We start from the raw sequence: 16,992 nt of genomic DNA, 5'->3' as shown, positions 1-16,992 counted from the left end.
AACGGGTTTGGATGGAAACATTTGCCAAAGTCATTCATGGCAGAAAATGCAGTATACCTGCTGATGACTGCATTGATAAGGAACTTCTACAAAACAATCATCCGAAAATTAAACGTTAAGGATTTTGGCCTATCCATATCGAGTCGTATTAAGACTTTCGTTTTCAAATCATTGCTGTCCGCTAAAGTTTAGTGTAGTACGATTCGCCTACCCGCAGTGTCACTTGATAGGCATTGCGGGTGTTTGTTTTGTCTGGTAAGCCCCTCTATCCAAAGAGCAGGAGTTCCTTGGGTGGCGATTCTGCCTCGGCTACCAGTTTTGACCAGTCTTTGTCGGGTTCTTCGAGGAAGGTGTAGAGGTTGACGTAATACATTAACATGATTCTGACCATTGTTGCCAATCCCGAGAAGCTCCAGCTGCGTTTGATGCGTTTCTTCAGCACCATCAGTAGAAGGTTGGCGATGAGGGTTATCCATATCTGGATTTTGATGGCATTGGCGCTTTCGCCGTAAAAGTACCGAAGGGGGAAGTTCTGCTTTATCTGCTTGAACAACAGCTCTATCTCCCAGCGTTTCCGGTAGATTGCCACAATATCCTCGGCGCTCATCTCCATGTCGTTTGTGAGGAGGGATATGAGCTTGGCCCCTCTTTTCTTTTGGTCGACGTAGGTGACTATGCGTGCATGGTGCTTTATATCGTCGCCATCTTTGACCTTCTTCGTGAATGTCACATGGCGTTCCCGAAGTGCCATCAACCCACTTTCTGTCATGTATATCGTATCAGCAGAAACCTCATAGACAAGATTCTTCTTCATCTTGGTGACATATATGACACCTGCCCGGCTCAGCTCCTCGAACTTGGCGTAATCGATGTAGGCCCTGTCCAGGGCAACGATGTCTCCGCTTGTGTAATTTGACGGCTTGAGCATGAAACTGTCATTAGTGGCGGCAGATGTGAACCTGATATCTGAAGAAACTCCCTCGTTTGCATGGATATTGGTGTGGACCTTTATGCCGCCTTTCTTCTTCCCCGTCTTCGGATGGCGTCCGACTCCCGTGAAGATAAGGTTGGAGAACAGGCTGATTGTCGTCGAATCGATAATCTGCAGCCGGTTTATCCAACTGGAAGATGGATTGTTTCGGCTGTCCGATGAAAGTTCGTTGCGGTATGTCTTGTACAGGTCGCGATAGATTGCCTCAAAGATTCCCTCTGACCTGCGTGCATTTGCGTCAGACAGAGTACTGCGCCGGGGCATCATGCTTATCCCAAGATGGGCAAGCTTTCTCGCTTCAGGGAACATCGAGTCCGTGATTTCCCGCAGCGAATCGAACCGTTTGATCACGGCATACAACATTATCAGCAGATGCTGCCAAGCGTCAAAGTGTTTGACATACCGTTCGCCGCCCTTTTCTTGACTGATTTGGAGAATTTTTGACTTGTCCAGCAAATTTATCAGCTGACCATATGCCGGCTGTCCGTTGAAATGACTACCTTTGTTCATCGTTATTGATTTATTTTTTAGCAGAAACAAAGGTAACGAAAAAGGCTGGACCTCCGAGAGGGGATTCAGCCTTGTATTTTTGATTCGGTCAAACTTTTACCGGACACCAATATTTTCAAATACATCTCGATTGCCGCAAAGTGGATTAGGACTTCAAGGACGTACGTGCTAAAATGACTGCATTGATAAGGAACTTCTACAAAACGATCATCCGAAAATTAAACGTTAAGGATTTTGGCCTATCCATATCGAGTCGTATTAAGACTTTCGTTTTCAAATACATCTCGGTTGCCGCAAAGTGGATTAGGACTTCAAGGACGTACGTGCTAAACATCTATACCGAGAATCCAGCGTATAAAATAGCCTTTCAACAGGATTTTGGCTAATCCTTATTCTAATGGTGGGTAATGCGTATTGCCTCAAGTCGCTTCATGGGGTAAGGGGAAGTTATGCAAAAGAGTGGACCTTTGGCACCTTCGTTTCACTAAAACACAATGTAAAGATAATAAACTCACTAAAAAATGCATGGCAATCTCTGATTTCATTCGCTTGCGGAAATTAGGGTAAATATGCAACCGGCCCGTCATTGAAGGTATCTGAAAAGGATACCTTCTTTTTGTTATACTGTCTGTTATCCATTTTCTCTGGAAAACATCTTTGATCTTCATAATCATCCTACGCTGGCGAAATAATTCATCATGGACACTACATATCCAAGTAACGGTATCAGTACACCGATTACATATACCATAGCGTACCCCAAAAGGACGAGAGGTAATATTTTACGGTAAAGACCGGCGATAACAAGAAATATAAACAAAAAACAAGAACCATAAACTCCTATTTGAAAACCGGGCATCAATTCATAAACGGGTACGGGCTCGGGGTTAAGCATGGCTCCGGCCACAATGGAATAAAGACTTGCCAACAATATAAATAATGTATACAGGCAGCTCTTAAAAATCCCGGGATCGTTTCTTTTACAATAGAGAATTGTTTGGATATCACTCCTAAGAAACTCAATACCCAGCAAGAGAGCTACCATGACACCCGTATCAAAAGCAGAGAATATATTCATTTCAATCAATCACCTTTGACGCGAAGACATGTATTTATTCCGGAATGCCACGCCTTCGCTTGTTTTACGATATGATATTGATATCCGATAGTTTGGAAAATATTTGAAAAACCTTCGTTGTATGCTTTTAAATTTGCTCATTACACTTATTACATGTTGTATCCGACAAATTGAAAATCCCAGCCATTCTTTCAATTTCTTACCTGCAAATATAGCCCTTTGCCGGGTTGATTGCGCAAGGCGGCCCCTTTCAGGGGCTGGTTGGCTAAAAGAAAATCATCCTCGCTTCGCTGCGGTATTTTCTTTTGCCAAGCCTTGCGCAAAAAGGCAATCCAAGGGCCGGAGGCCTATAAAATCGGGAAAACATATCCCGATGGGATTATTCATTCTTAAAAATTTAAAGACATGAAACTACAACTTATCGAAAACATCTGCAAGCGAGTGGTCTCACTGGTCCTGCTTACGGGAATATGCCTGCTCTACAGCAAGGGAATCATTCCCGTGTACCTGATCGTCCTGTTCCTTTTATCGGGAACAATCATAGGATTCCTCTTCAGGGCATTCCTCCTTGTGATAAAAGTCATCCTTATCCTGTCCGTCATGGGCATGCTTGCATAACTCCTAAAATACAAAAAACATGAGAACCGCGACATCCACCCCCTCAGCCCCGGTCATGCCGGTCGCATGGCCCGTCACAAAGCGCATAAAACCTGTCAAAAAACGGTTCCCCTGCATATTGGACGAACCGAAAACAATAGGCCACTACCTGGAGCCATTAAAGGACATCGCGTCCAATCCCGACAGGCAGAGACTCCTGAAAGAGTTTTTCCAAGAAACTTATGTATAACTTACAAATATTTTACCATTATGTTTTTTCAAACGATCAACCGAATGATTACGGCAGGCACAGACCTGAGTATCAACATCAGACAAGTGAATGACAAACTGACCGTGGCCGTCATGCCCCGGCGTGCGGGACTGAAAGACGAGGCCGGGGAACAAATCGTCCCGCTGGTATTGAACGGTACCCCGGAAGAGCTGGACATGGAATTCCTGGGAGCGATCACCGCGCCCGTACAGAAGGCGCAGGGCATCCTTACCAACCTGGAAACATTCGAGAAACAAGCGGAACAGGCCGTATCACAAAGCAAGGCGGCCAAGTCCGTAGCTGAGAAGGAATCAAAAGAGGTACGCGAGAAACGGGAGAAGATGGAAAAGCTGCTTAAAAAGGCGGAGGACGCCACAGGCGGCAAACGCTATTCCGAGGCGTTGACCTGGCTCAGACAGGCAAAACGGCTGGCCATGCCGGACAAGCAGAAGGAGATTGACGTGAAGATAGCGGAGGTACAGAAAAAAGCGTCCGAGGGCAGTCTCTTCGGAGCGGAACCGGTAATGCCGGAACCACAGCCCGCGCAGGTTATCCAACCGGTGGCGCCGCAACCGGTACCCGGTCATGCCCCCCGATATCAGGGAGGGGAACAGATACGGATGTTCGCACCCGAACAACCGTCCCGCCAATCTCCCCACCAGATTCCGCGGTCGGTACAAGGCACGCGACCACAACAGGTTCCACACGGACAGGCGGCTTCACGACCAGGAGCGGATGGTACACCGGCCGGCTGTCAGCAGCCCGTGAACCGACCGCAGACCATACAATTCCACCAGCCGGTACAGATGCCGCAATCACAGGTATACGACGGTCAATGGCTGCAACCCGTCCCTTCGCAACCGCAAACGGCTTCCACGCAAACCGTTCCCGATAACAAAGGGGAAAGCGAATACGGGGCACGAGCGCAGGACATGGGACAGTACGGCTTCGACAAGGACGACGAGCATGACAGGGAGCTCCTGCGTGAGGACCCTTACGCGGAATATCTCGACTTCCCGGAGGAATACCGCATGAAAGACGAGGCACAAATGGAAATGATATGTTGTTAAACCCTATAAAAATACAATTATGGCACTAGAAATTAAAGGATTGCAGAGAGTTTTCAAAATCAGGAAAGGCTCGTCGGAAATAGAGCTGGCCGATCCGGACAACAGCCTGTCCCCGAACGAGGTGATGGATTTCTATTCCATGACCTATCCGGAACTGACCACGGCGAGCGTACACGGTCCGGAATGCGAGGATGACAGCGTGGTCTACCGGTTCAAGACGACCATCGGAACAAAAGGGTAGATATATGGCAAAGAGAATTTCCATCAAAAAAAAGGAGGATACATGCAAAACGCTATCAGAATCACAAATGGCGGGACTGGCCGTATTGATCATCAGGGCCGCCGACCTCTCGTACATCGGACGGGGTACGATGGGCCGGGAAAAAAGAAGACTGCCGCCACCGGGGAGCGTAACGCTTTTTTGACAGGCAGATTCCTCCCCATCGCGGCGGACTATCTGGTGGAGGACGAAACGGGAGGGGCATGCGTCAACCTGACCACGTCCGAAAACTTTGACTATCTATACCGGTCCGCCCTGCGATATGCCGATCTCATGAATGTCAGGCTCCCTTTCCGCGCGAGGAAAGGGAGCGGTCCCCGCATCAACATCACCGCCTTATACAAGGCCCTGGACGAGACCTTGCCGGAACATGTCAATCTGGAGGAAAGGGCCGGGAGGCTCCATTTCTGCCTGTACAGGTTCCATGACTGGCCGGACCATACCCTGTTCTGGCTACCCGTCGATTTCACGGAGAACCTTCCTGTACCGTTACGGCGTATCGTCCGGGAATTCATACGGCAGTTCGTACGTTACCACGGGTTGAACGCCGTCACGGAAACATGGTATTATGAGCTGGCGGTGGAGGAACTGGATGACTGGAAGAACCGCGATCCCGAGGCTTCCCCTCAGACAATCCGTAAATACAAACGCCTGGCGGAATCCTACCAATCCGGGAAAATCGCAAAAACACTTAAACGAATGGAAGGGAAACCGTTCTGTACCGATCTGGAAGAAAAGGTCCGGAAATACCGGGCGGCAGTGAAGGAGGAACGGGAGCTTTTGGAACTGATACGGGAAGGGATGGGACTGATTACCCCAGGAAATCCGTGCATCATGCAATACGGTTACGATTGGGCGTATGAAAGATCACCGGATTTCCCCCCGATCGACCTGGACTGTCAGATCATGCTGGCATATTCCAACAATGACACCCTTACGGAGAACATGGAATGCTATTTCAACTCGGACTACCGGGAGACGTATGCCATCACCCCGATCACAAGCATGTACCTGACACCTGAGACGGACAGACTGTTCCGGATGGACGACTATCCGGAGAGACTGTCCGGATGGATGGAACGATTCACGCAATGCATAAACTGGCATTTTAAAGTGCCCGTTTCCCAATAAATAAAGAAACGAAAACAAAAAAAATACAGGATATGAACGAACTTACCAAGCAACTGCAAGAGATAATGGTGCCCAAAGCGGCGCTGATCGCCTATGAGTACCAGGAAGGTCACTACGCAAGCGGAAGTCACTACCTGGAAATACGCCCTATCAACAAAAAGGGAAGAATGGAAGCCGGCATTCCGGTTACATATGAATTCATGGACTCCCTGGTGGAATCCTATTCGGACGGGAACCGGCGTATCCCGCACGGGTGGCTGCCACCCAACATGCTGTGGTGCGATACCCGCAGGGGGCATGAAAGCTATGTGTGGTATAATCCGCCGGGAAAACGGCGGATGTTTTTCAAGAACGACCTGAACATCGGGGATGGAATGTTCCACGTGCCGGGAGTCATTTATATCATTAAAAATGAAAGGATGGACATCTTCGCCTACAAGGGGAAAAAACCGGACGGGAGGACACCGCTCTATCTGGCCCCTTTTTTCAACGTGACCGGTGGAAACGTATGCCTGGGAAACTCCACACTGGAGAAACCGGAGAGCCTGGATTTTCACACCCTGTTGGAATATTGGGAGAAACGTTTCTGGCTCAGTGAATTTTCCCATCTTGGAGGAGGGAAGAACCCGACAAGAAACAATCTGGTCCTGGTTACTGAGCGGATGCGTGAACAGCCGTTCGACAACGACGAACTCCAACCGATCAACAAACGATTGAAAGACATCCTGCCATGAGAAAGATCCATTTCACAGACAAGTACCTGCTCAGTCCCTATCACCCCGTAACCGTCCTGGTAGCCGGGGCGGGTGGAACCGGCTCGCAGGTAATAACCAACCTGGCACGCATGAGCGTGGCATTACAGGCTCTGGGACATCCGGGGCTGCACCTGACGGCTTTCGACCCCGACACTGTCACGGAAGCAAACATCGGCCGCCAACTGTTCAGCGAGACGGAACTGGGGTTGAACAAGGCGACGGCGCTTGTCACCCGCGTCAACCGTTTTTTCGGTTACGCGTGGGAGGCCAGGGAATGCCGCTATCCGATCATAACCAAAGAAGGGGATAAAAGCGTCCCGCTGGCGAACATCATCATCACCTGTACGGACAACACCCGTTCCCGGCTCGATCTGTGGCGGTTCCTGAAGAAATACAGGGAATATAAAAATAACGATGAGAAAGCGCCGATATACTGGATGGATTTCGGGAACGCCCAAACCACCGGGCAAGTCCTGGTAGGCAATATCCGGAGCAAAATAAGCCAGCCCGCATCCAGCGAATACCTTCCCATGCCCAGGATGAATGTCATCACCGAGGAGGTCAGCTACTCCACCATCCGGGAGGAGGACTCAGGCCCGAGTTGCTCACTCACGGAGGCGTTGCGCAAGCAGGATCTGTTCATCAACTCCATGCTGGCACAAATCGGTTGCGACATCCTCTGGCGCATGTTCAGAGAAGGGAGGACATTCTACCGGGGGGCCTATCTCAACCTTGACACGCTACGGGTAAATCCCATTCCGGTATAAACGGACGTGGATTTATTCCCGGTCATTCCTGCCGTACGGCCCGACCTTTCATCCGTACGGCACTCGCCACTCCCTTTTCCGTCATGACCAGCTCGTACCGTTCCAACCTTTCATAGAGCTTGCCCAATGTCTTGCATCCGTATCTCTTGACCTTGAATTTGGGCATCATTTTCTTCAACGAGCCGCCTATCAGGGAAAGGGAGACCTCCTCCTTGCCGTCAGCCGCCTGCTGGAAAGCCTTGTCAAAAAACTCCATATCCCTTCGGATAAAAAAATCCGGAGTGTTCTCCAAGGTCTTGTTTTCCTTACGGTCGGCATACAGGAATACGGAACAGGAACGTATCAGCGATACGGGAGTCTTGCCCTCCCCATATCCCAGTACCTTCAATCCCGCCTCCCGTATCCGTTGCGCCAACGGGTTGTAGTCACCGTCACTGGCGACCAGACAGAAACAGTCCACCCGGCCGTCACGGAGAATGTCCATGGCGTCTATGACCAACGCGATATCCGTAGTGTTCTTTCCTGAAGCATAGGAGGAGGCCTGCACCAACCTGAACCCATATTCCCGGGCGGTCTCCTTCCATCCGGAAAGAGCTTTCCTCGTCCAGTCACCGTATATCCGTCTGATAACGGCATCCCCATAACGGGAAACAAAGCCCATGATATCCTCCATCCTCTCAAAGGACACGTTGTCACCGTCAATCAGAACCGCAATGAGATATTTTGAATTGGTATTTGTCTTCATAACAACCGTTTATAAGACAAAGTTAGCATAACTTCCGCATATCCACATTGCCCCGTTCAGTTTTTCTTTCCCCGTTTCTGCAAAAAATCCTGTATATCCGAACTCCTGTAGAAATTCTTGCCGTTCTCATCCGTCTGGTAATAACGGATCAGTCCTTTTTCCCGGTAGCGGGCCACGGTCCGAAGCGACACGTTGAGCAGCCTGGCTATGTCATAGTTGTCCAGAAGCTCGTCACCGTTCAAGAACTCCTTCACACGGCCCATCCTATCCAGTTTCTTCTCTATGCGGTCAAATCCTTCCACTATGGTCATTATCATTTTCTCGAGCACTTCATTATCTATATACATCATGGCATGTATCTCCTGTATTTTTTAAAGGTTACTACTGAAATACCCCCGGTGCGCACTGTAAGAGTATATACCATTTTATTATGAAAAATGTATGCCATACCTCCTTTATGTCTTTTAAGCAGAATTATAACACATTGATAATTAGATATAAATTGTATTTTTCTTCCTTTTCGAATGTAACAGGTGTAAACAGGTAAAGTGTAAAACTGTAAAATACGGATTGTAAACTTTACATATTACCGGCTATCCGCTACCGCCATGCCTTATCTTTCCGGGGAACAGGCTAAAAATATCATAAACCAATGTATATCTGACATCTGATGACATCTGATGACATTTGCGGACACCTTTTTGGATATGAGTCTCCCTCTCCATACTTTCGTATCAAATCGAAAAAAGGAAAGACTTATGGAATTTGTGTGTATCGAGGCCAAGACATTCATGGAAATGAACGAGGCCCTGGAAGCCATCGCCAGAAGAGTACATGAGACATGCGGAGGAAGCACGCGGGGCATGGATGAGTGGATCGACAACCAGGAGGCATGTACGCTTATGGATGTCTCGCCAAGAAAAATGTTACAACTCCGGAGAAGCGGGTCCATCCCCTACAGTTACATAGACCGTAAAGTATATTACAAACGGCAGGATATCATCCGCTTTATGGAGGCGGAAATTCATCGTGTGACACCTCTAAATCGAATGATATGATCCAATCCATGCTGACCAAGGAAAGCCCGGAAATCATACGCTTTTTCCGGAATATTGAGAGCCTGTCCGAAATACTGGACACACAGGCGGAAAAGATGCGGCCGGTTCTGAACGGCGAACGTTATATGACCGACAGCGAGCTGGCCGAACACCTGAAACTGACACGGAGAACACTGGCCGAGTACAGGATAACAGGTAAACTGCCTTATTACAAAGTGGGAGGCAAATTATTGTACAAGGAAAAGGACATCCTCGTGCTGTTGGAAAGAAACAGGATGGAGGCTTTTGATTATAGATGATCCTGTCTGTGGCCACTAGTGTCGTATTCCTATTTCTTACCCGCAAAGGGCACCTTTTGCCCCCGGCTGCGCAAGGCGGTCCTTTGGACCGGTTGACAGAAAAAATAATCCTCACTTCGAGAGGGCACTGAAAAATAAGAACTTTTTCAGTGCCCTTTCGATTGAGTCCTAAAAAATGAGTTCGCCAAATCCGAGAATAGGGATTTGGCGAGCTTTTTGTTTTTATACACCCATGACTTCCAAAGTTCTTCATATGTGTATCTCATATCCATGAAAGTGCCATTTATCCAAAGAACTTCGTAATGGCAAATAACGGAATATTCTCCATCCATTCCTGATCTTGATACCCCATCATGGAGATGCGCAATCCTTTCAACTGATAATCGGGATGGTTTTTAATATATTCCGACATGGAACGCGCACGTACATTCTCTTCGGCTTTCACTTCCACCGGTATCACGCGATGCTCCGTCTGTACCACAAAGTCAATCTCCGCAGGTGTTTTGTCACTGCTCCAATAATAGGGCGAAAAGCCTTGGGCCACTAATTGCTGCAAGACAAACTGTTCGGTAAAAGCGCCCTTGAACTCCTTGAATACATTATCTCCTACCAGCATTTGGCTGGCGGGTGCCTCGGTCATACAACCTAAAAGACCGCAATCAAGCAGGAATAATTTGAAGGCACCCAGATCTTCATAAAATTTGACAGGCATCTGCAGTTCTTTTATCCGGCTGACTTTATGTACCAGACCTGCATCCATCAGCCACTGAATGGCGAGTTCATATTCCGTAGCTCTGGCTCCTTTCTTCAACACATTATAGATGAATTTCTTGTTCTCCTTGGCCAACTGCGAAGGCAAGGATTGCAGCACTTGTCCGATACGTATACTTTCAGTAGCTGTCGTATGCTTGGAGATGTCCCGCCGATAAGCATCCAGGATTTCAGTCTGTTTGTCACGTACTTCCTGCAAGTTTTGATGCTGAAAGAAACAATCCACCACTTCAGGCATGCCACCTACATAATAGTATTGGCGAAGCAAATCAACATATTTTAAACTGAGAATCTTTAAAATTTCCCAATCGGGCTGATGCAACAAATCGCACAAATCAGTTTCACCGGCAGCCATCAGAAATTCTTCAAAATCCATCGGATATAGATGCATTACATTTACCTTACCCACCGGAAAGGACTGACCTTTCCCCAAAGTAATTCCCAACAAGGAGCCAGCCGCCATCACATGATATTCAGGCGCATTTTCCTGAAAATATTTCAAGCTATGCAATCCCCGTTCCACTTCCTGCAACTCATCGAATACAATCAACGTTTTTCCTGCTTCAATCTTTGTTCCTGTGATAGCCTGAAGTGTCAGCAAAATACGGGGGATGCTATAGTCGGCTGCAAATAACTCCTTGGCCAGTGGCTCGACATCACAGTTTATGTAGGCTACATTCTCAAACTCTGTCTGACCAAAATGTTTCATCACCCAAGTTTTACCAACCTGACGAGCACCCAACAGTATCAAAGGTTTTCTCGCAGGATTATCTTTCCAAAGTTTCAACTGTTGTATAATCTTCCGTTTCATCGATTCCTTTAAAATAAGAATTATTCACTTGTCTCTTGCAAAGATACATTTTTTCGAGGATGAAAACCGATATATACAACACTTTTTCGATGATAACTTGAGAATAATATCACATTTTTTAGAGGATACAATCTTCCAGATAAAAAAATAAACTATAAATATATAACCTATGCTTGTTGTAAAAACAAGAATCTTTGCGAATTCATTAAAAAACATGGTGCCAATTGTGACAAATTCACAAACAGGTAGTCTTATCAAGAATAGAACGAGAAATTGAAGAGAATTATCCAAACGAAATAGTTCCAAATGAAAAGAGTCGAATAACTAGTAATTTCTGCGATAGTCTGACGGCAGTTCTCAAGACGTTGAACATACTATTTTTGTATCGTTTCGGACAATCTTTCATGTTTCAACTTGCTGCTTGTATGAACAGTGCTCCCTATGACAAATGTCAGTCGGGGTATTGGCAATCGGGCTGTATAGCGGATAAATACGTATCAACCATGCAACTGGCAGATAAAGTTAAACCACTGTAAGTGTGTCATATTGCGTTAGCCAAAAAGGTTTATGAGTTGCAAGCAGTGAATGAACACACAGATATAGAAACATCATTCTTTGGCTTGTCGAACGCCCCCTATATAACAATACTTTATGCAGGCTACCTCTAATCTATTAAAAATTGTCCGAATTATGATTTTGTCATTTAATTTGCTATATTTGCAAAACAATTACAAATTTAAGGGATGAAATGATACTTGAAATTCGTTTGAGCAACTTCTTCTCAATTAAAGATGAGGTGGTACTGGATATGCAGGCAGCAAGCATACAGACAAAAAAGGCAAAGGAGCTTGAAGAAAATACATTTGTATGCGGTGATGAGCGGTTGCTTAAAACTGTTGCCATTTATGGTGCAAATGCGTCAGGAAAGAGCAGCCTTATCAAGGCTATTCGCGCTTGTGTGGGAATGATATTCTCATCTCATAATTACAATGAGAATACGATATTTGCCTTTACTCCGTTCAAATTCGGAGGCATTGGCAAGCCAAGTACATTCTTCATTCGCTTCCTCCTTGAAGGTATCGAATATGAATATTCTTTTGAACTCAATAAAGTTGAGATACTGAAAGAGGCACTTTACTATTATCCGAATGGCCGTCGTTCACTGGTATTTTCCCGTGATGAAACAAAGGGACCCGACAAAAAGAATATCTATGAATTCCGCTCGGTGATTCGCCGCCCTATGGATGTTGCTGCCAATACATCCAAAAAAACGCTTTTCGTGTCACGCGCCAGTCAGATGGATCGAGATACAGCAAAAGATGTTTTTCGATATTTCAATGAGCGTTTTATTCTGAATTATTTCGGATATAATTCGTTCTCTGTCGAGCGCTTGTTGAATGAGAACAAAGAACAGTTCCTTAATGTGCTGCGAATTGCTGATAGCGACATTGTCAAAATCGACAGCAGGCACGAGAATAAAGTATTTTCGACAGCAGTGATTGACCCTGCAGACAATCAAATATTGTCGGTAGAAGATATTCAGAAACCACAGTTGGTCATTACGACCTATCACAGAAATAACCCGGATGTTCCTTTCAACTTTTTTGCAGAAGAGTCTGATGGAACACAGCGTTTATTCAATATGATGCTGACAATCCTGGATATCGTCAAGAATAATAAAATCTTGTTGATAGATGAAATCGAAACGCAGCTGCATATAAAACTGGTAGAATATATTATCGGTTTGTTCAATAAAAGCGAATCGGCGCAGTTGATATATACTACACACAATACATACCTGCTTAATACCAACAAGTTGCGTAAGGATCAGATATATTTTGTCAACAAACGGGATGACGGGTCCTCGGATTTGTATTCGCTGTTTGATTACAAAGATTTCCGTGACGGGCTGGATGCTGAAAAGGCATATCTGCAAGGTCGTTTTGATGCCATCCCGTATATTGACGAACAGACGGATAATTTTCTAAAATAGAAACTGATATGGGACGACAAATAAGAAAATCCAAAGGCAAAACAATGAAGCCGAACTTCTTTGTTTTCTGTGAAGGGGAGTCTGAGGTTGCTTATATCAGCCACCTCCGTTCACAATACCGTGCGCCTATTCAAATTATCCCAAGAAAGAGCGATTCGAACATATCCGTTCGGTATATAGAGAATTGTAAACGGGAATATGTTGTAACCAAAAATGATAAAACATTCCTAATGTTTGACCTAGATGTGGACGGAATGCTGGAACACCTGCTAAGTATTCCAGATGCGATATTGATGGTGTCGAATCCATGTATTGAGTTGTGGTATTTGCTGCACTTTGAGAAGTGTCATGCCGAACTAACGCAAAACGTCTGCATCAAGAAACTGAAAAGACATCTTGAACACTACACAAAGGGAACTTTGGCATTAAATGAGAAACAGCAACTGTCTGAAAAAACATCAGAAGCAACGGCAAGAGCCAAGATGCTGGATACATATAATAATCCATCAACTACCATCTATAAAATGATAGAACTGCTGGAAAGTTTGTAATTTGAAGATTATGGAGAATAGGGAAATAACATTAGCTGATATCTTTCTTGACATCTTGTCAGAATCACAAGATAAAGGTGCAAAACTAATGGCAGAGCGAATAAAAGCAGCTATTAAATCGCCAGAGATATTGGAGCTGGTAAATATATGTGTTATAAATGCATTGGGATATAAATCAAAAATTAGCAGCAAAACCGTAGATAATGCAATTGATAGTATTGTCAGTTTTGTACACTCTGAAATTGATAGTAGTAATTTATCGGATAATGATAAAGAGAAAGAAAAGAATTCATACAAACACTTTGCAAAAAGTCTCGGTAAAATATTAAAAGAGAATTTACAGGTGGCGCAACAGCTAATATAAAAGAAGTAATTATGGACATCTATAATTGGGGATAATATTATTCAAGCAGTGGAATATTGGTAAGTAATCGGAGGACAGATTCGTATTCGTTGAGGCAAATCCATGCGCAAGACATCATATATCAGAATTATAGCACCATTAATAGGCAATACATGTAATGCATTGGAATGAGATTATCAGAACCCTCATGGCCAGTCCGAAGTCATACCACAGTTCCTTATGAAGGTCTACCTTGAAAGAGGCCTTCTTTTCCGCCCTAAAAGGTGATTTGTACCACACGCTGTTTCTACGCTGTATTACCGGTTCATATCCGAATCCGGCTAAAAAATCAACAAGTCTGATGTTCTTTGCTTCCTGTATGTTCATAACATCTCATTTTCATGGATTTGGGCAAAGAACCGCTTTTTCTTTGAAACATGAAAAGCAATGGCATCAGATGTCATCAGAAATCATCAGATGGCACAGGGCTTCTTCTATAGATATGAAAAACGGATACTGGTAGTATTATACGGTGTTTTTGCGAATTAACCGTAGAATATTACCTGTTATTCGGAAAATAATCGTATTTTTGTAGTGTGAAAAGAACTTCTAAGGTGGATTATATGAATGATATAGTTAATAAAGTTGCGTCTCTCGGAGGGACTATATCCACAACGGATATATCTCACCTGTCGGAATATAAACAGGTGTTGCGAGCTAAAGAACGTGGCGATTTGATAAGATTGCGTCATGGGGTATATGCTGCTCCCGAGGCATTGCTAAACACGATGATAGATGTGGAGAGGATAATACCGAATGGTGTTGTATGCCTATACAATGCCTGGACATATCATCAACTGTCTACGACAGTCCCGCCTGCTTTTTGCATAGCCATTGCCAATAAAAGGAAAGTAGTGCTTCCACACGCCCTGCCTATAGAACTTTATTATTGGAAAAAAGAGAACTTGGAGTTTGGGATTATGGATGCGGATATATCGGGATATAAAGTTCATATTACTGATATGGAACGAAGTGTTTGTGATGCGGTGAAGTATCGGAACAAGATCGGTCTGGACGTTTGCGCGGAAGTAATACGTACTTATCTGAAAAAGCCGAACCGTAATCTCGCCCGTTTGCAGGATTACGCCAAGCGCCTAAGAGTGTTTAACACGTTGAAAAACTACCTCGAAATCGCAATAGAATAAGATAATGGGAAGGAAAAACTATGGAAAGTCTGTAAAGACACGCTTGCTCAACCTCATGAATGAGACAGGCTATAAATACATGGTATCTTCTGGCAAGATACTTCAACGAGAGACTGCTTTACAGGGCTTCTGTAAGCCGGTACAAGGACAAATTCTTGTTGAAAGGCGGTTCTTTGCTTTATGCCATGAATGGACTTGAGGCTCGTCCTACGGTTGATGTGGGTTTATGGCGGACAGGATCAGTCGTGGCAGGGATTTCCTGGCTCGTGTATTCCAAGAAATCCTGGGTATCGTATGCCATGAAGATGGGGTATCTTTTGACGCAGGAAGTATCAAAATAGAACCGATTACAGTCGAAAAGAAATATTTTGGTACAAGATTCTATTTTACTGTCCATATGGATACCATAGCTTATAATATGTCTGTAGATATTGGCTTTGGCGATGTCGTCATTCCACATCCAACAACTATAGACTTTCCTCTGCTTTTACCGGATATCCCTTCTGTGAATATACAGGCATATTCTTTAGAAACCGTTATTGCCGAGAAGTTCCATACGATGATAGATCGTGATGTCCTCAACAGTCGCATGAAAGATTTCTTTGACTGTTATCAGCTCCTGACGAAGAGAAATTTGAATGACGACGCTTTGTATGACGCTATCGAAGCGACGTTCGACAATCGAAGACTTGCATACAACCCCGATTTGCAACTGTTTACGGATAGTTTTGCTACAGACGGGGCACGCATAAGCCGTTGGAAGGCTTTTCTTAGAAAAATTCAATGGAAAGAGGCACTTGATTTCGATACTGTGATGAAGGCAATAAGAGACAGGCTACAGCCTATGGCTGAAAGATATTGGATAAAACTCTCAAAATAGAATTGAGTAAGATTAAGACAGGCTCTTAGCCATCTTTTAGGAACATTATCAGGTTTGAGCAAAAAATATTTCATAAAAATCCCTATTGACATTTGCGGAAATCGAACTTTTTATCTACCTTTACGTTGTCAAAGAGATGATGATTGTAAAGACAATTACGAAAAGCGATGAATTTAGTGTAGTGCTAATTCAATGGCTTTCATAAAAGATAAAGTAGTAAATGTGCAGTCAATCAGGGATTTAGAATAAACCGAAATAAAAGGTTCGATTCCTGGTGGCACCACTTTTTAAGAAGGCAAAACGATGTAAATCCCTAAATTTCAAAGAAGTTTAGGGATTTTTCATTTTCAAGAATAGGTAAAATAAGTGGGACTAAAGCAAACTATACATCCTTATTCGGGAGATAGTTTTAGAAAGCCTAAAATGTTACACAGCACAAGTGCTACTTCGTTTTTTTACAGCACATTGATCTATTTTACATAACCGGGTTCTCGGTTCGATTTCCTAACTTTGTATCATTAAAAATTGAGCCGTATGGAAAGAGAAATATTCAGCGTGTTGTTCTTCATCAAGCGTAGTAAACCGTTAAAAACGGGAAAGTACCTTTGCGTGTGAAATTCTATCAGATTTACCAAGACTTGGAATTGGAGGAAAAGATTGTCTCCGCACGTGCCATAGTAAACCGCTATCAGGAAAAGGACGAAACTTTCAAAACATTATACAATGTGTTCAAGGAGTATAACGACAACTTGGAAACTCCAATGAAACAGATCCCCAATATCCAACTTAAATTGACCCCCGATTTATTTTTCCTAAAATACAAAAAAATATCACATAATCAGTTTATTAGTTTTCGATTTGTGCTGGGTTTATAATTTTTATTTAC

The 16,992-nt window shown here is 44.5% G+C and carries 21 protein-coding genes and 4 pseudogenes; 19 read left to right on the top strand and 6 right to left on the bottom strand.

Features of this window, described 5'->3' with window-relative positions; genetic code table 11:
- A pseudogene (locus tag HMPREF0999_RS22505) lies at window positions 1-168 on the top strand (IS1380 family transposase); the annotation flags it as partial.
- Window positions 169-265: 97 nt separating this feature from the next.
- Here HMPREF0999_RS22505 and HMPREF0999_RS13035 read toward each other — a convergent pair.
- Window positions 266-1,501: an IS4 family transposase gene (locus tag HMPREF0999_RS13035; RefSeq protein WP_005640472.1), complete on the bottom strand. Its 1,236-nt coding sequence runs from the start codon at window positions 1,499-1,501 to the stop codon at window positions 266-268.
- Window positions 1,502-1,674: 173 nt separating this feature from the next.
- On the opposite strand from HMPREF0999_RS13035, the pseudogene HMPREF0999_RS22500 reads away from it, so the two are divergent.
- A pseudogene (locus HMPREF0999_RS22500) lies at window positions 1,675-1,887 on the top strand (IS1380 family transposase); the annotation flags it as partial.
- Between the two features lie 284 nt (window positions 1,888-2,171).
- Here the strand turns inward: HMPREF0999_RS22500 and HMPREF0999_RS13030 are convergent.
- Entirely contained in the window at window positions 2,172-2,579 is a 408-nt protein-coding gene (locus HMPREF0999_RS13030; protein ID WP_005640474.1) for a hypothetical protein, read from the bottom strand.
- Between the two features lie 405 nt (window positions 2,580-2,984).
- Between HMPREF0999_RS13030 and HMPREF0999_RS13025 the strand changes: the two genes are divergently transcribed.
- Genes HMPREF0999_RS13025 through HMPREF0999_RS12995 form a run of 7 tightly spaced genes read left to right on the top strand, consistent with a single transcriptional unit; the run spans window position 2,985 to window position 7,450 of the window.
- Entirely contained in the window at window positions 2,985-3,197 is a 213-nt protein-coding gene (locus HMPREF0999_RS13025; protein ID WP_007219030.1) for a hypothetical protein, read from the top strand.
- 19 nt (window positions 3,198-3,216) lie between these two features.
- Window positions 3,217-3,426, top strand: a complete 210-nt coding sequence (locus tag HMPREF0999_RS22965) for a hypothetical protein (protein WP_007219029.1) — start codon at window positions 3,217-3,219, stop codon at window positions 3,424-3,426.
- 20 nt (window positions 3,427-3,446) lie between these two features.
- Window positions 3,447-4,517, top strand: coding sequence for a PRTRC system protein E (locus HMPREF0999_RS13015; protein ID WP_005828784.1), 1,071 nt, complete (start codon window positions 3,447-3,449; stop codon window positions 4,515-4,517).
- A 19-nt stretch (window positions 4,518-4,536) separates the two neighbouring features.
- Entirely contained in the window at window positions 4,537-4,758 is a 222-nt protein-coding gene (locus HMPREF0999_RS13010) for a PRTRC system protein C (RefSeq protein WP_005828787.1), read from the top strand.
- A gap of 42 nt (window positions 4,759-4,800) precedes the next feature.
- Complete coding sequence (locus HMPREF0999_RS13005; protein WP_009276116.1) at window positions 4,801-5,928, top strand: hypothetical protein; 1,128 nt, start codon at window positions 4,801-4,803, stop codon at window positions 5,926-5,928.
- Between the two features lie 32 nt (window positions 5,929-5,960).
- Entirely contained in the window at window positions 5,961-6,662 is a 702-nt protein-coding gene (locus HMPREF0999_RS13000) for a prokaryotic E2 ligase family D protein (protein ID WP_007219028.1), read from the top strand.
- Complete coding sequence (locus HMPREF0999_RS12995) at window positions 6,659-7,450, top strand: PRTRC system ThiF family protein (protein ID WP_007219027.1); 792 nt, start codon at window positions 6,659-6,661, stop codon at window positions 7,448-7,450. Before HMPREF0999_RS13000 ends, HMPREF0999_RS12995 begins: the two co-directional genes overlap by 4 nt.
- A gap of 22 nt (window positions 7,451-7,472) precedes the next feature.
- On the opposite strand, the gene HMPREF0999_RS12990 is transcribed toward HMPREF0999_RS12995, so the two are convergent.
- Entirely contained in the window at window positions 7,473-8,195 is a 723-nt protein-coding gene (locus HMPREF0999_RS12990) for an NYN domain-containing protein (RefSeq protein WP_007219026.1), read from the bottom strand.
- 56 nt (window positions 8,196-8,251) lie between these two features.
- Window positions 8,252-8,545, bottom strand: a complete 294-nt coding sequence (locus HMPREF0999_RS12985) for a helix-turn-helix domain-containing protein (protein WP_005864565.1) — start codon at window positions 8,543-8,545, stop codon at window positions 8,252-8,254.
- 408 nt (window positions 8,546-8,953) lie between these two features.
- On the opposite strand from HMPREF0999_RS12985, the gene HMPREF0999_RS12980 reads away from it, so the two are divergent.
- Together HMPREF0999_RS12980 and HMPREF0999_RS12975 are read left to right on the top strand one after the other, a co-directional pair.
- Window positions 8,954-9,253 (top strand): helix-turn-helix domain-containing protein, encoded by a 300-nt coding sequence (locus HMPREF0999_RS12980; protein ID WP_007219025.1) that lies wholly within the window; start codon window positions 8,954-8,956, stop codon window positions 9,251-9,253.
- A complete protein-coding gene (locus HMPREF0999_RS12975) occupies window positions 9,250-9,552 on the top strand; it encodes a helix-turn-helix domain-containing protein (RefSeq protein WP_007219024.1) in 303 nt (100 codons plus the stop codon). The genes HMPREF0999_RS12980 and HMPREF0999_RS12975 overlap by 4 nt, the downstream gene beginning before the upstream one ends.
- 283 nt (window positions 9,553-9,835) lie before the next feature.
- Here the strand turns inward: HMPREF0999_RS12975 and HMPREF0999_RS12970 are convergent, their stop codons facing one another.
- On the bottom strand, window positions 9,836-11,134 hold the full coding sequence (locus tag HMPREF0999_RS12970; RefSeq protein ID WP_005828806.1) for an ATP-binding protein: 1,299 nt from the start codon (window positions 11,132-11,134) through the stop codon (window positions 9,836-9,838).
- Between the two features lie 748 nt (window positions 11,135-11,882).
- Here HMPREF0999_RS12970 and HMPREF0999_RS12965 point away from each other — a divergent pair.
- The 3 genes from HMPREF0999_RS12965 to HMPREF0999_RS12955 are packed head-to-tail and all read left to right on the top strand — an operon-like array spanning window position 11,883 to window position 14,042.
- Window positions 11,883-13,127: an AAA family ATPase gene (locus HMPREF0999_RS12965; RefSeq protein WP_005828812.1), complete on the top strand. Its 1,245-nt coding sequence runs from the start codon at window positions 11,883-11,885 to the stop codon at window positions 13,125-13,127.
- Between the two features lie 8 nt (window positions 13,128-13,135).
- Window positions 13,136-13,678, top strand: a complete 543-nt coding sequence (locus tag HMPREF0999_RS12960) for an RloB family protein (RefSeq protein ID WP_005640372.1) — start codon at window positions 13,136-13,138, stop codon at window positions 13,676-13,678.
- Between the two features lie 10 nt (window positions 13,679-13,688).
- Entirely contained in the window at window positions 13,689-14,042 is a 354-nt protein-coding gene (locus tag HMPREF0999_RS12955) for a hypothetical protein (protein WP_005828814.1), read from the top strand.
- A 192-nt stretch (window positions 14,043-14,234) separates the two neighbouring features.
- On the opposite strand, the pseudogene HMPREF0999_RS22960 reads toward HMPREF0999_RS12955, so the two are convergent.
- Window positions 14,235-14,408, bottom strand: a pseudogene (locus tag HMPREF0999_RS22960) (DNA primase); the annotation flags it as partial.
- 236 nt (window positions 14,409-14,644) lie between these two features.
- Between HMPREF0999_RS22960 and HMPREF0999_RS12945 the strand changes: the two are divergent.
- The 5 genes and pseudogenes from HMPREF0999_RS12945 to HMPREF0999_RS23250 form a co-directional block, all read left to right on the top strand.
- Window positions 14,645-15,226 carry a type IV toxin-antitoxin system AbiEi family antitoxin domain-containing protein gene (locus HMPREF0999_RS12945; protein ID WP_005828819.1) on the top strand — a complete coding sequence of 194 codons (582 nt, stop codon included), beginning with the start codon at window positions 14,645-14,647 and terminating at the stop codon, window positions 15,224-15,226.
- Between the two features lie 4 nt (window positions 15,227-15,230).
- A complete protein-coding gene (locus HMPREF0999_RS22955; RefSeq protein ID WP_005828821.1) occupies window positions 15,231-15,425 on the top strand; it encodes a hypothetical protein in 195 nt (64 codons plus the stop codon).
- Window positions 15,340-15,567 (top strand): nucleotidyl transferase AbiEii/AbiGii toxin family protein, encoded by a 228-nt coding sequence (locus tag HMPREF0999_RS23345; protein ID WP_347153010.1) that lies wholly within the window; start codon window positions 15,340-15,342, stop codon window positions 15,565-15,567. Before HMPREF0999_RS22955 ends, HMPREF0999_RS23345 begins: the two co-directional genes overlap by 86 nt.
- Window positions 15,465-16,106: a nucleotidyl transferase AbiEii/AbiGii toxin family protein gene (locus tag HMPREF0999_RS12935; RefSeq protein ID WP_347153011.1), complete on the top strand. Its 642-nt coding sequence runs from the start codon at window positions 15,465-15,467 to the stop codon at window positions 16,104-16,106. The genes HMPREF0999_RS23345 and HMPREF0999_RS12935 overlap by 103 nt, the downstream gene beginning before the upstream one ends.
- Before the next feature lie 534 nt (window positions 16,107-16,640).
- Window positions 16,641-16,855, top strand: a pseudogene (locus HMPREF0999_RS23250) (site-specific integrase); the annotation flags it as partial.
- Window positions 16,856-16,992 lie beyond the last annotated feature (137 nt).

The sequence above is a fragment of the Parabacteroides sp. D25 genome (assembly GCF_000307475.1).
Taxonomy (GTDB): domain Bacteria; phylum Bacteroidota; class Bacteroidia; order Bacteroidales; family Tannerellaceae; genus Parabacteroides; species Parabacteroides distasonis.
This window is presented reverse-complemented; position numbering and strand designations above follow the sequence as displayed.